Origin of the sequence: Acinetobacter sp. YH12070 (assembly GCF_013419625.1) — a bacterium.
In the GTDB taxonomy this organism is placed as follows: domain Bacteria; phylum Pseudomonadota; class Gammaproteobacteria; order Pseudomonadales; family Moraxellaceae; genus Acinetobacter; species Acinetobacter amyesii.
Genome location: NZ_VOZT01000007.1, coordinates 32,176 through 44,797, shown reverse-complemented (window position 1 = coordinate 44,797; position 12,622 = coordinate 32,176). Strand labels below are relative to the sequence as shown.

12 protein-coding genes are annotated in these 12,622 nt (G+C 40.8%); 7 read left to right on the top strand and 5 right to left on the bottom strand.

All coding sequences use genetic code 11. The features are described 5' to 3' along the window. Positions 1 to 33 precede the first annotated feature (33 nt). From FTU17_RS03130 to FTU17_RS03120, 3 genes are all read right to left on the bottom strand, one after another. Complete coding sequence (locus tag FTU17_RS03130; RefSeq protein WP_078193684.1) at positions 34 to 477, bottom strand: GNAT family N-acetyltransferase; 444 nt, start codon at positions 475 to 477, stop codon at positions 34 to 36. A 98-nt stretch (positions 478 to 575) separates the two neighbouring features. Then, a complete protein-coding gene (locus FTU17_RS03125) occupies positions 576 to 923 on the bottom strand; it encodes a type II toxin-antitoxin system RelB/DinJ family antitoxin (protein WP_078189014.1) in 348 nt (115 codons plus the stop codon). Between the two features lie 112 nt (positions 924 to 1,035). Then, positions 1,036 to 1,941, bottom strand: coding sequence for a pseudouridine synthase (locus FTU17_RS03120; protein WP_180134661.1), 906 nt, complete (start codon positions 1,939 to 1,941; stop codon positions 1,036 to 1,038). Between the two features lie 135 nt (positions 1,942 to 2,076). Between FTU17_RS03120 and tsaE the strand changes: the two genes are divergently transcribed. The 4 genes from tsaE to hfq all read left to right on the top strand — a co-directional run bounded on the left by tsaE (position 2,077) and on the right by hfq (position 6,114). Next, the gene (tsaE, locus tag FTU17_RS03115) at positions 2,077 to 2,556 is read left to right on the top strand and encodes a tRNA (adenosine(37)-N6)-threonylcarbamoyltransferase complex ATPase subunit type 1 TsaE (protein WP_180007348.1); all 480 of its coding nucleotides are present in this window, start codon (positions 2,077 to 2,079) and stop codon (positions 2,554 to 2,556) included. Then, positions 2,546 to 4,558, top strand: coding sequence for a DNA mismatch repair endonuclease MutL (mutL, locus tag FTU17_RS03110; protein WP_180134660.1), 2,013 nt, complete (start codon positions 2,546 to 2,548; stop codon positions 4,556 to 4,558). The genes tsaE and mutL overlap by 11 nt, the downstream gene beginning before the upstream one ends. Positions 4,559 to 4,564: 6 nt before the next feature. After that, a complete protein-coding gene (gene miaA, locus FTU17_RS03105; RefSeq protein ID WP_180026934.1) occupies positions 4,565 to 5,509 on the top strand; it encodes a tRNA (adenosine(37)-N6)-dimethylallyltransferase MiaA in 945 nt (314 codons plus the stop codon). A gap of 92 nt (positions 5,510 to 5,601) precedes the next feature. Next, positions 5,602 to 6,114, top strand: a complete 513-nt coding sequence (gene hfq, locus FTU17_RS03100) for an RNA chaperone Hfq (protein ID WP_180007345.1) — start codon at positions 5,602 to 5,604, stop codon at positions 6,112 to 6,114. Positions 6,115 to 6,283: 169 nt separating this feature from the next. Here the strand turns inward: hfq and FTU17_RS03095 are convergent, their stop codons facing one another. Next, positions 6,284 to 7,591, bottom strand: a complete 1,308-nt coding sequence (locus FTU17_RS03095; RefSeq protein WP_180134659.1) for a peptidylprolyl isomerase — start codon at positions 7,589 to 7,591, stop codon at positions 6,284 to 6,286. Next, complete coding sequence (locus FTU17_RS03090) at positions 7,591 to 10,071, bottom strand: LPS-assembly protein LptD (protein WP_180134658.1); 2,481 nt, start codon at positions 10,069 to 10,071, stop codon at positions 7,591 to 7,593. Before FTU17_RS03090 ends, FTU17_RS03095 begins: the two co-directional genes overlap by 1 nt. Before the next feature lie 120 nt (positions 10,072 to 10,191). Between FTU17_RS03090 and FTU17_RS03085 the strand changes: the two genes are divergently transcribed. The 3 genes from FTU17_RS03085 to rsmG all read left to right on the top strand — a co-directional run bounded on the left by FTU17_RS03085 (position 10,192) and on the right by rsmG (position 12,611). Next, entirely contained in the window at positions 10,192 to 11,205 is a 1,014-nt protein-coding gene (locus FTU17_RS03085; RefSeq protein WP_180003087.1) for an aminoglycoside phosphotransferase family protein, read from the top strand. After that, positions 11,205 to 11,894 (top strand): N-acetylmuramate alpha-1-phosphate uridylyltransferase MurU, encoded by a 690-nt coding sequence (gene murU, locus FTU17_RS03080; RefSeq protein ID WP_180026939.1) that lies wholly within the window; start codon positions 11,205 to 11,207, stop codon positions 11,892 to 11,894. Before FTU17_RS03085 ends, murU begins: the two co-directional genes overlap by 1 nt. An 84-nt stretch (positions 11,895 to 11,978) precedes the next feature. Further along, positions 11,979 to 12,611: a 16S rRNA (guanine(527)-N(7))-methyltransferase RsmG gene (gene rsmG / locus FTU17_RS03075; protein ID WP_180003083.1), complete on the top strand. Its 633-nt coding sequence runs from the start codon at positions 11,979 to 11,981 to the stop codon at positions 12,609 to 12,611. Positions 12,612 to 12,622 lie beyond the last annotated feature (11 nt).

The window sequence follows — 12,622 nt, the reverse complement described above, 5'->3', positions numbered from 1 at the left end:
CGTTGTTGATGTATTTTAAAGCTGAGTAATGCATTAACGAATAAAGTAATGATAGGTTTGAAATTCATCATCTTTAATGAAGCCCATCGATTCATAGAGCTGATGTGAGTGATAGTTATTTTTTTGAGTTTCGAGGCTGATTCGAAGCGCACCTTCATGTTGTGCAAAGAGAACTGCGGTATCGATCAATTGTTTGGCTGAACCCTGACGACGATATACAGGGCTGACATAGACATCATCTAAAATATAGTAGGTTGAACAAGCCACAGATGAAAAGCCTAAATACAGTAAGATAAACCCAGTAATCACTTCATCTTTTAGACAAATAAAAATTACGCTTTCATTATTTTCAAAACGTTGTCTTAGAAATTTATATGAGATATCAAGATTAGAAGAGGTGCCATAAAATTGGCGATATTCATCAAATAAAACAGCAAGTGGATGAAGGTCTGCTTCTGTTGCGCGTCGAACGATCATTTTTTTCTATACTCCATGCTATTTTTATCAGTCTTGCATGAAGCATATCGAATTTTCGAAATTGGTTGATTTATAAATTGTTTATAAATGCGACAGTGTTAAGTTTTGTCACCTTCACCCAAAATTGCATTGAGCTCTTCAAACAAGTCGAGATGATCATCATCTAATAATGGATCATTATTTAAAATTTCTAATTCCGCAGGGCTAATTTCAGTGGTTGAAATGGCTTGAGCTTCTTGTTGTTTTAATTTACGTAACTTAATCAATTGTTCAATATTGATATTTTGGTTTTCAATAGAGAAGGGGATCGATTTGGTTAAAACAACTTGTTTAAAGAATAGACGTACAGCCTGTGCAGGTGTAATGCCTAATTGCTTAAACACGGCAAAGGCCTGTTTCTTTTCCTGTGAATCGAGGCGGATTTGGTAGACTTCAGTTTTTCTCATATTCTTAGAAAGCTTTAAAATACTTAACTTTTCGCATTTATTCTAATCAAAACTGTTATAAATTCAAGAAAGTTTGGCAGTATTTTATCAATTTAATGTAATGACAATCGATTTACAGTGTCAATTCATAGGCAGAACTGAATTGAAAAGCCTGCTCTGTCACAGGATCGATAAACTCAAGCTGTTTCGCAAGTAGTTGTAAAGGTTGGCTGAAATCGTCATCTGCCTTATGTTGTACTACTGGATAAAAGGGGTCATTTTGAATTGGAATGCCCAAAGCATTTAAATGCACACGGAGTTGGTGCTGCTTGCCGGTATGTGGCTTTAATTTATACTTAGCGCGGTTTCCATGCTGCTGGATCAGCTGAATGAAGGTTTCGCTGTTAGGTTCACCATCTACTATTTGCATTGTATAAAAAGGTTGACCTTTTTCCATGCGATAGCGAGTTGTGATTGGGAAATTTAATTCATCTCGATAAGCTGCAATGGCATGATAGGTTTTTTGAACGTTTCGAGTGGCAAACATCTGTTGATATAGCCCACGGCTTTCGACACATTTGGAGAAGAGCACCACGCCGGCAGTTTCACGGTCTAAACGATGAATCGGCGTTAGCTGTTCAAGCTGCGTTTGCTTTTTGAGTCGAACCAACAAGGTTTCTTGTACATACTGACCGGTTGGACTCATGGTGAGAAAATGCGGTTTATCGACCACGATGAAATGATCATTTTCAAATAAAATCTGATGCTCGAAGGGAACATGGATTTCATGCGCTAAGAATCGATAATAATAAACATGACGATTTGCTTCAAAAGGACTGTCTATCGTTAAAACGTCACCATTTGCGGCATAGACCAATCCATCTTTAAATCGTTGTTGCCACTCTGCTGCTAGGATATGAGGAAATTGCTCACACAAATATGCATAGACGGTAGAGGCTTGTGTGTGTTGACCGTCAAGGAAGACTTTGCTGGCACTGACACCATTGATCATTGGGGGAGTAAATTCAAAACTGTGCATGAAGAAAGATCTAAAAACTGAGCAAATAAAGCAGAGAACACATCATGAAAAATGCTCAATCTATAGTGTGAACATATCCATTTTAGCCAGTGCGATGCTATCATATTTAATTCTTATGTACATGTTGTGAGTAATATGCAGTATTCATTCAGTCTGGAACTTAATAGTGAAGTCGATACCCAAAACTTAGCTACCGTACTGGCGACGCATTTTACGACGGGTGTAGCGTATTTAATTGGTGACTTGGGTGCAGGAAAGACCACGTTAACACGTTATTTTTTACAACACTTGGGTCATCAAGGTGCGGTAAAAAGTCCAACCTATACATTAGTTGAACCTTACAATATTCAAGGACAAGATATTTTTCATTTTGATTTATATCGTCTGAATGACCCTTATGAGCTTGAACTTATGGGTATCCGTGATTATTTAGAAACGCCGAACGCCCTATTTTTATTTGAATGGCCATCTAAAGGGGGCGACGAAATCCCTGAGGCTGATTTAATTATTAATATTGAAAAGTCTGCGGATGAAACCACCCGTACAGCGACTTTAAGCTCTTCTTCAGAAACTTTGCAAAACGCTTTGGAGCAAAAATTTAACCATGCTGAATGAAATCAGTGCCCGCCGCATTCGAACGCTTGATCCTGCCTTAGCCAACCAAATTGCCGCAGGGGAAGTGATTGAACGTCCTGCTTCTGTGGTCAAAGAATTACTGGAAAATGCCATTGATGCAGGGGCGACTGAGCTGATTGTTCGTATTGAACAAGGCGGCAGTACACTGATTGAAATAATAGACAATGGTCGGGGTATTCACCCTGAAGATCTACCTTTGGCGGTCATGCGCCATGCCACAAGTAAAATCCAAACTGCTGAGGATTTACATGCTATTGTAAGTCTGGGTTTTCGTGGGGAAGCATTGGCTTCGATCGCTGCGGTGTCTCGTTTGACATTGACCAGTAGCCAAAATGATGACGGTGTAGGCTATCAGGTCGAAGTAAATGGCACTGCATTTGATTCACAAGAAATTCAGCCTGTGGCAGCGACGCAAGGCACCACCATTCGTGTGCAAGATTTATTTTTTAATGTACCTGCACGGCGTAAGTTCCTCAAAAAACCGGGGACTGAGTTTGGACATATCGAAGAAATTGTCCGTCGTTTAGCACTGACCCATTTTGATATACGTTTTGTCCTTGAGCATAACAATAGCATTAAGCTGAACTTGCCTATTGCAGACAGTGGTGCGCTGCGTTTTCAGCGGGTGCAACAATTATTAGGCCGTCAATTTACTGAAAATGCGTACTGGATGGATGCTGATAGCGTCAATATGCGTCTTAGTGGTTGGTTAGGTCATCCTTCAGATGCACGTGCGCAAGCCGATATGCAATATGTCTATGTGAATGGACGTATCGTAAAAGACAAGACCGTTTCACATGCACTTCGCATGGCCTATGACGGTATTTTGCATGGACATCAACATGCGGCTTATTTGTTGTTTATGGAAGTTGATCCAGAAAATATCGATGTGAATGTGCATCCAACCAAGCATGAAATACGTTTTCTAAATCAACGTGAAGTACATGAGTTTGTGCGCCATTTTGCCAAATCGACTTTAGCGCAATTTCAAACCGCGACAGCCGAATTGTCATCTGCAATGAAACTCGACGGGCAGGCACATGAAAATATTATTCCGCAGCCGCGTCATCAGGAACAATTTTCATTACATCAACCCCAGCCAGTTGCAGAGCAAGGCTCAAATTTTGTCAGTCCAGAGATCTCAGGCGGACTCACTGACTTTAGTTCACCTGCAACAGTGCAATATGCTTCTAATCATGCGCCAACAGGGCTGGAAGCGTATACACAGCAATATTCAAATGCGTCGAACAATAGTGCTGGATATCAGTCAAATTTAGCGGGTTCCAGACAGCTCAATAATGCATTGCAAAGTTATTTAGCGCCTTTACGTCAAACTGAGTCTACAAATGATCCTGATACTTCTTTGGCTGAACATATTCAGCAGAAAGTCGATGAGCATCCTTTGGGGATTGCCATTGCGCAATTGCATGGTATTTATATTTTGGCCCAAAACACCGAAGGTTTAATCATTGTTGATATGCATGCGGCACATGAGCGCATTGTTTTGCAACAAATGAAAACGGCTTGGGATAAACCTGAGTTTTGGACATCACAGCAATTGCTGATTCCTAAAGTCGTCAGTATCAGTCGGATGCAAGCGATGCGCGTCGATGAGCTCAAAGAACAATTGGCACACCTAGGTTTAGAAATAGATCAATATGGCGATGAGCAAGTTATTGTCCGAGGTGTTCCTGCCATTTTGCATAAAGCAGACTTTGATGCGTTGATCCCAGATTTATTAAATGATTTAGACCCAAGTGATCAGGTTGCAGGGTTACTACAAAAGCGCGATCAAATATTGGCAGGCATGGCCTGTCACGGCGCTGTACGCGCACACCGTATTTTAAGTCTATCTGAAATGAATGCATTACTGCGTCAGATGGAACAAACTGAATTTGCCAGCCAATGTAACCATGGACGTCCGACGTGGCGTGCGTTTCCATTGGCACAGCTAGATAAACTTTTTGCTCGGGGAGAGTAGTTTTACATGTCAAATCAATTGCCGGTCATCAACTTAATGGGACCAACTGCAAGCGGTAAAACCGCCTTGGCATGTGAGTTATACGAGCAAGGTGGATTCGAATTAATTTCAGTCGATTCTGCTTTGGTTTTTCAGGATATGGATATTGGTACGGCCAAGCCGAGTAAAGCTGAGTTGGAGAAATATCCACATCATTTGATTGATATTATCAGTCCGCTAGAAGTGTATTCGGCAGCGAACTTTGTGGAAGATGCGTGTGTGCTGATTGATGATATGCATGCCCGAGGTAAAACACCGATTTTAGTCGGTGGCACGATGTTGTATTACAAAGCTTTATTGGAAGGGTTGTCTTCAAACTTACCAAGTGCAGACTATGCTGTACGTGCTGAAATTGAAGCCAAAGCTGAGTCGCAAGGTTGGGACGCTGTATATGCAGAACTGTGCAATGTAGACCCATTGGCAGGTGAAAAATTTAAACCGAGTGATAAGCAACGAATTATCCGTGCGCTCGAAGTTTTTAAGTTAACCGGTAAACCCATTACGCAGTTACAAGCTGAGCAACCTAAAAACGTACCATACCGTTACAATTTTCATAATTACGCATTATTGCCAGACCGATTAGAATTACATGAGCGTATAGCTCAACGTCTAAAAATAATGTGGGAAATTGGATTTTTAAATGAAGTGAAAGCTCTCATTGAAAAATACGATTTAGATGAAAATTTACCCTCTATGCGCTCAGTTGGATATCGTCAAGCTTTAGATTTTTTGAAAAATAGTGATCAAAGTAGCGAAAAACAGAGTGAAATGGAGGATAAGGCACTTTTTGCAACACGACAACTTGCAAAACGTCAATATACTTGGTTAAGATCTTTGCAAGAAACGCATAAATTTACTACATATTTAACTGCGCAGCAGGCTCAAGAAGACTTGCGAAAGTGCTACGGATAAAGCAAAATTTACAGACTACCTTTTTGATAATTTTTAATTGAAAAGTAAAGGTAGCTTTTGCGCTGATTTTTATTATTTTTTGGAGTTATAACATGTCTAAAGGTCAAACTTTACAAGATCCGTTCTTAAATTCTCTCCGTAAAGAACGTATTCCAGTGTCGATCTTCCTTGTAAACGGTATTAAATTGCAAGGTCATATTGAATCTTTCGACCAATACGTTGTTTTATTAAAAAATACTGTAAGCCAAATGGTTTACAAACACGCTATTTCAACTGTTGTTCCAGCACGTAACCCACGTCCTGCTGGTGCTCCTGCTGGTGCTCAAGGCGCTGCTGGCTTCGGTGGTCAACAAGGCGGCTTCGGCGGTGGTCAACAAGGCGGCTTCGGTGGTCAAGGTGGCTTCGGTGGTCAAGGTGGCTTCGGTGGTCAAAGTGGCTTTGGTGGTCAAGGTGGCTTCGGTGGTCAAGGTGGCTTCGGTGGTCAAGGTGGCTTTGGTGGTCAAGGTGGCTTCGGCGGTCAAAGTGGCTTCGGCGGTCAAAATGCTGGTTTTGATGGCGAAACTAAATTTGAAGATGCTCAAGACGACGAAAACAACAATCGTTAATTGAGTTAAAAAAACCTCCCAAATGGGAGGTTTTTTTTGCCTATAAAAAGAGTAGATGGTTTAAATACTGGTTTTTTAATAATTACTACAACTAATAATTACTACAACGCTGAATAATGATAAGAATCGACATAAAAAACCAGCCGAAGCTGGTTTTTTGTTTATTCACTTATTTCTTTTTACGATCTAGAGCAGGGTCTTTAATTTCAACATAGGCATTGTTGCGAATTTCACGTAACCAGCTGTCCAGTTCAGTGTCAAATTGACGCTCACCTAAAATCTGACGTGCCATACGTTCTTGTACTTCATGTGTCATGTCTTGTTGACGTGTATCGGTCACTTGCAGGATATGCCAACCAAACTGAGATTGGAAGGGTTTGCTGATTTCACCTTTCGCAGTTGATTTCATCATCGCTTCAAATTCTGGAACCATAACACCTGGGCTAACCCAACCTAAACTACCACCATTGGCAGCAGAACCAGTGTCATTCGAGAATGTTGAAGCCAAGACTGCAAAATCTTCACCTTTTTGCAGGCGGTTATACAAGCTGTCGATCATTTGTTTTGCGTTTTCAGGACTCACCACTTCAGATGGTTGAATCAAGATATGGCGAGTTTGGTATTGAGGAACAATGGCTTTTTGTTCGCCACCTTTACGGTCGACTAATTTTAAAACATGAACGCCATCACGTACTGAAATCAGTTCAGTGGTTTGACCGACTTGTAAAGGTGCTACACGTGCAGCAAGCTCATCTGGAATATCAGATAAGTTGCGGAAGCCCATATCTGCACCGTCAACTTTAATGTCTTTAGTGTTGTATTTGCTGGTAATTGCTTTAACATCGTTACTTGCTGCCAGTTCTTTACGAATGTCTTCCGCGATTTTAACGGCATTATCACTGCTAGCAACGCGTACATGTAAGACATGAACTTGATTACCTAGTGCTGCTTGACCTTGTGGTGAGCTTAAGAAGTTTTTCACATCTTGGTCACTGATTTGAATGCGAGAAGTGACTAACTGTTGGCGTAGGCGTTGTAACGCGATGTCTTCAGCGATACGTGCACGTAAACCAGCATAGGTATTTGGCGCAACAGCATCTAATTTTTGCTGAAATGCTTCTAAGCTTGGAGAACCTGCGTCTTTTGCAACTTTAAGTACGGCTTCATTGAGCGATTTTTCATCCGCTTTGACATTATATCGTTTCACTTGTTCAAGCTGTGCTTGGCGCGTAATTAGCTGTTCTAAAGCTTGTTGCTGCAAGTATTCGGTCGGTGGGACGGTTTGTTTTTTTGCTTGAAGTTGGTGAGTGATCTCGGCAATGCTTTGATCAAGATCACTACGAAGAATCACGCTATTGTCAACGACAGCTACAATTTCATCTTTAGGTTGCGCAGCAGCAAATACAGATACAGAAGTCGATAGGCAAAGTGCCAAAGCTGACGCTTTAAAAATTTGTTTTAACTGTTTTGTCTTCATTAACGTTCTGTCCAAGATTGATTAATATTGTTAAAACCCAACACTCGGTTTTCAAGCAAAGAGGTTAATTTATTGTTGAAGCCACCTAAACCTTTTAGGGTGAACTCCGCCATAATGGCACGTTTTGGTTTAACATCTGAAGATGTTACATCATCTAAATCGTTATAGTACGAACGACCATACACTGAAACACCCCAGCAGCATGACTCGTAGTTCACACCAAGTAAATATTCACGCGCAATACTGTTGTCGAGGTCATATTGTGCATGACCGATAATACGCCAGTTATTGTGAATAGGTTGAATAAACGATGCTACTGCTTGGTCATAGCTGTCTTGGCGGTTCGGAATGTATTTACGATAGAAATAACCGACATTGTATAAATTGCCTTTATTTCCTGTGTAATACATTTGAATATCGCGCTGAGCATTATCACCATTCGCCATCCATGCAGAATTGGCATTCACACTGATGCTGTCAGATAGCTGGCTAGAAATGCTCACGACAGGGCCGGTATGGCGTTCGGTATCAAATTTATCAGAGACGTTGTTTAGCGTGACGCGGCGGTCTTCAAAATAGAAACTTTGACCAACGCTGGCTTTTAAACGCTCCAAACCAACATCATCAAATAAACTATAGCTCAAGCCTAGAGATGCGAAGTTGTTGTCTTCTAAACGGTCATTACCATAGAAGCGACGCGGGCTAAACAATTGGTCATAATTAATTGATGCTGTGGTTGAGTCAAAGTTCGGGTTAGTGTCTTGGTTTTTGTATGGAGAATACGCATAAAAGAAACGTGGCGTTAAGGTTTGTAGATAACGACCTTCGCGCTCCATCACAAGACCCGCATCTAAAGTTAATTGCGGTACAATGACCGATTTACTTTCACTACTAGAGTGATTGTTATTTGTATTTGCACGATCAACGGTATCTTGGTCGTAAATCGTGTTGACGTTACGAATAGACACTTCTGGTATTACAAAAGACCATGGGTTACGATAGTTATAACGCACACTAAAGTCGTTATAAATACGTGCACCACTTGGCTCATACATTGTCGCATCACTATTGTTTTGCGGAATATTATCGCCACGCAGATTCTTTTTAAAATACGCTGTATCGTTATTGAATTCGTACTGTAAGCCGAGCGGATTACCATTCTTGTAGTTCAGTAGGAATTGCGGCAAGCGCGCATATGGACGGTCTTCATCACTGACAGTTTTATCCAGTGTTTGGAAGTCTTCCACTTTAAGCTGTGCTTTTAGGCCAGGGATACCATTTTTATAATTGAGTTCCCATGCACGGCGTAAGTTTAGGTCAGTTTTTGAGTTTGGATTATTATTGAGATCTGAGAAATAGTCTTTATCAGATGCATAATTGTATTCTAAATTGGTTGTAAATTGATCGTTAATTTTCCAGTTATGTAGGAAATGTAAGTCTTTACGATCCTGATCATCATACTTTTGGTCGGATGGTAAATAACCACCCCACACCATCCCTGAACCAAAGTTTTTGGTCAAATAACGGAATTCACTTTCCATCATTGCACCGCGGTCTGCAATGTAACGCGGCGTTACCGTAGCATCATAGTTTGGCGCAAGGTTTAGGTAAACTGGTACTGCAAGTTCAATACCGCCATCATTGGTAAAACCAAAGCTTGGGGTCAAAATACCTGTGGTACGGCGGTCATCAATCGGGAAGTTGAAGTAGGGTACAACCATCACAGGAACATCTTTTACATAAAGTGTTGTCCCCTTGGTTTCGCCACGACCGGTTTCTTGATTCAGCTTAATTTTGTCTGCTTGAATTTTCCACGTTGGTTTTTCATCGGGTGGACAGGTGGTATAAACCGCATTTTCTAATTCAAGGGTTTCGGTTGAAGTACGTGAAATTTTCTCAGCGCGACCGTGTGCATGCTGCTGTTCAGCAATAAAGAAACTGTTATTTAAATCACCCTGTTGGGTTTTTAAATTGTAATCAATCGAATCACTTTGAGAAATCAGCCCAGACTGTGCCATTTGTACGCGGCCAGAAGCATTGGCGTAGGTTTGGGTTTTATCAATTTTGATTTGATCGGCACGAATTTGACGACCTTCTTGGTCAATCAGAACATTACCTTCAAGAATGGAGTCGCCATTCGGGTCAAAATGACCATAGTCTGCGGTAATGGTAGAGGTTGCATCTTCAGGTGCGACTGCTTTCGTTGTTGGAGCAACTGGGGTAATCCAGGTGCCTGTACAAAACGCAGAACTTAATTGATTAGTGTTGCGAATCTGTGCTTCAGGTGCAGATTTATCGACATAATATTGTTCGAAGAACTGCTGCCCCGGATAAGCTTCTGAAATGCTTTGTTTGAGTTGTTCTGTATCGTCATCCGTGGACGGGTTTGAAACAGGTGCTGCATAGCTTGGTAACGAGCTACCACATAGAAGGGTTAAGATCGCAGTCGCTAAAGGATTAAATTTAAACTGATGCTTCATTTGTCTCATTAACCAGGTATGCTTAATCGCAATTAATTATTGTCGCATCATAGAGAAAAAGTTGATAAGTAGCTACACTTAGCACTTTAAAAACTCAGCCTGTATTAGAATTTATCGCAAATGAATACACAACGTGAACAATTGATACAAACATGGATTTCATCTGTACTCGATTCAGATCAATTTGAAATTAACTTCTTAGCAGGCGATGCAAGCTTCCGTCGTTATGCACGAATCAAATTGAATAATAAAACATTTATGCTCATGGATGCACCACCAGAAAAAGAAGATTGTGGTCCTTTTGTGTCGATTGATGAATTTTTTGATGCACATGGCGTGCGTGTACCACATATCGTGGCCAAAGACCTTGATCAAGGCTTCTTATTGTTAGAGGATTTTGGTGATGTTTTATTGTCCACGTTGTTGAATGATCAAACCGTAGACGCACATTATGCTCAAAGTTTTAAACAGTTGATTCAATTACAGTCAATTGATGGTACTGCTCATTTTCCTGCATATACCTATGAAAAGCTGATTTCTGAAATGGAGCTGCTAACCGATTGGTTATTGCTATCTCTACAAGTGCAGCCTACTGAAGAAGAATCGGCACTGATTAAACGTACCTTTGCTATCTTAGCCAATGCTGCATTGGCTCAGCCTCAAGTGATTGTGCATCGTGATTTTCATAGCCGTAATTTGATGGTACTTGATGGTGAGCAAGATCAGGGTGTGATTGACTTCCAGGATGCTGTGATTGGTGCAGATACTTATGATTTGATTTCTATTACACGTGATGCCTATGTGCAGTGGAATGCAGATCGCGTTTATGCATGGTTTAAAACGTTCTATGATTTGCTACCTGCATCGGCTAAAGAAGGTCGTAACTTTGAGCAATTCAAACAAGACGCTGACCTGATGGCGATTCAACGTCATATCAAAATTTTAGGTATTTTTGTGCGCTTATTTGAGCGTGATGGTAAATCGGGTTATCTCAAAGATTTGCCGCGTGTGATGTGGTATTTACTTGAAGAAAGTAAACCGTATGCAGAATTACAACCTTTTATGCAATTTATTCAGGCTAAAGTATTGCCGAAATTTGAAGCCAAATACGGCACTTATGAGGTTGTTGCATAATGAAAGCCATGATTTTAGCGGCGGGTCTCGGAAATCGGATGCGCCCTTTAACATTGTATAAGCCAAAGCCTTTGCTTGAAGTGGGTGGAAAACCACTGATTGTTTGGCATATAGAAAAGCTAAAAAAAATTGGCGTAACTGAAATCATCATCAATTCTGCATGGCTTGCAGATATCCTGATTGGTACTTTGGGTGATGGTTCGCAGTTTGGTGTAGATATTCGCTGGACACGTGAAGCGGAAGGTTTGGAAACAGCCGGTGGCATTATTAATGCCTTACCTTTGCTTGGGACTGAACCATTTATTTTGGTGAATGGTGACGTTTGGACGACCTACGATTTTTCAGCTTTGCTCAATGTTGAGCTGAAGGATGACTTGGCACACTTGGTCTATGTGACCAATCCAACGCAACATCCGAAGGGTGATTTTATCTTGGATGCAGGGCGTAGTTATACCTTTGAGCAAGAACATACAGGCGAGGCACTCACCTATAGCGGAATCGCAGTTATACATCCAAACATGTTTAATGGATTGGAAGCTGGCAAGCGTCCGCTCGCACCTTTATTGAAACAAGCTATGTTGGATGGAAAAATTTCTGCAGAGAAAATGCAAACTGCGTGGGTTGATGTTGGCACACCTGAGCGTTTAAGTGATCTAGATCTACAGATTCGCCAAGGCATGTACGATTAAGTGCATATTCGCTAAGCGTTAGCTACTGTTCCACGGCTTAGAAATCGGTATACTTCAGTTAATTTTTATTGAGATGTCTTCTTTATGCATCCTTTTTTTCAAGACTTAAAGCAAGGTAGTCAAAAGCTTGGCTTAGATTTGAGTGAAGAAGCATTAAATCTATTGCTGAAATACCAAGATGCCCTAGTGCTGTGGAACAAAGCGTATAACTTGACTGCTATTCGTGATCCTAAAGAAATGTTGGTTAAGCATTTATTGGATAGCTTAAGTATCCTAAATGATTTGCCTGCAGGTCGTTTATTGGATATCGGTACGGGTGGTGGCATGCCGGGCATGATCATTGCACTGTGTCAGCCTGAACGTGAATGTGTGCTTTTAGATGCCAACGGTAAAAAAATTCGATTCTTAAAACAATTTATTGCTGACTTAAAACTAAAAAATGTCATTGCGGTACAAACACGTGTCGAAAATGAAGACAGCATTAATGAACTGGGGCAGTTTGATGTGATTACCAGTCGTGCTTTTGCATCGTTAACGGATTTTGTGGATGCGTCTAAACCGTATATGCATGCGCAAAGTATTATCGCGTCGATGAAAGGCTTAATTCCTGAAGAAGAAGTTGAAACACTGAAAAGTGATTTCAAGATTGATATCGTTGCATTAAAAGTTCCACGACTTGATGAGCAGCGTCATTTAATTTTTCTTAAACGTATTTAAAATTTTCAAAG

Excerpts from the sequence above, each read along its gene's own strand:
- FTU17_RS03130 (WP_078193684.1), bottom strand. The coding sequence starts at position 477 with ATGATCGTTCGACGCGCAACAGAAGCAGACCTTCATCCACTTGCTGTT.
- FTU17_RS03125 (WP_078189014.1), bottom strand. The coding sequence starts at position 923 with ATGAGAAAAACTGAAGTCTACCAAATCCGCCTCGATTCACAGGAAAAG.
- FTU17_RS03120 (WP_180134661.1), bottom strand. The coding sequence starts at position 1,941 with ATGCACAGTTTTGAATTTACTCCCCCAATGATCAATGGTGTCAGTGCC.
- tsaE (WP_180007348.1), top strand. The coding sequence starts at position 2,077 with ATGCAGTATTCATTCAGTCTGGAACTTAATAGTGAAGTCGATACCCAA.
- mutL (WP_180134660.1), top strand. The coding sequence starts at position 2,546 with ATGCTGAATGAAATCAGTGCCCGCCGCATTCGAACGCTTGATCCTGCC.
- miaA (WP_180026934.1), top strand. The coding sequence starts at position 4,565 with ATGTCAAATCAATTGCCGGTCATCAACTTAATGGGACCAACTGCAAGC.
- hfq (WP_180007345.1), top strand. The coding sequence starts at position 5,602 with ATGTCTAAAGGTCAAACTTTACAAGATCCGTTCTTAAATTCTCTCCGT.
- FTU17_RS03095 (WP_180134659.1), bottom strand. The coding sequence starts at position 7,591 with ATGAAGACAAAACAGTTAAAACAAATTTTTAAAGCGTCAGCTTTGGCA.
- FTU17_RS03090 (WP_180134658.1), bottom strand. The coding sequence starts at position 10,071 with ATGAAGCATCAGTTTAAATTTAATCCTTTAGCGACTGCGATCTTAACC.
- FTU17_RS03085 (WP_180003087.1), top strand. The coding sequence starts at position 10,192 with ATGAATACACAACGTGAACAATTGATACAAACATGGATTTCATCTGTA.
- murU (WP_180026939.1), top strand. The coding sequence starts at position 11,205 with ATGAAAGCCATGATTTTAGCGGCGGGTCTCGGAAATCGGATGCGCCCT.
- rsmG (WP_180003083.1), top strand. The coding sequence starts at position 11,979 with ATGCATCCTTTTTTTCAAGACTTAAAGCAAGGTAGTCAAAAGCTTGGC.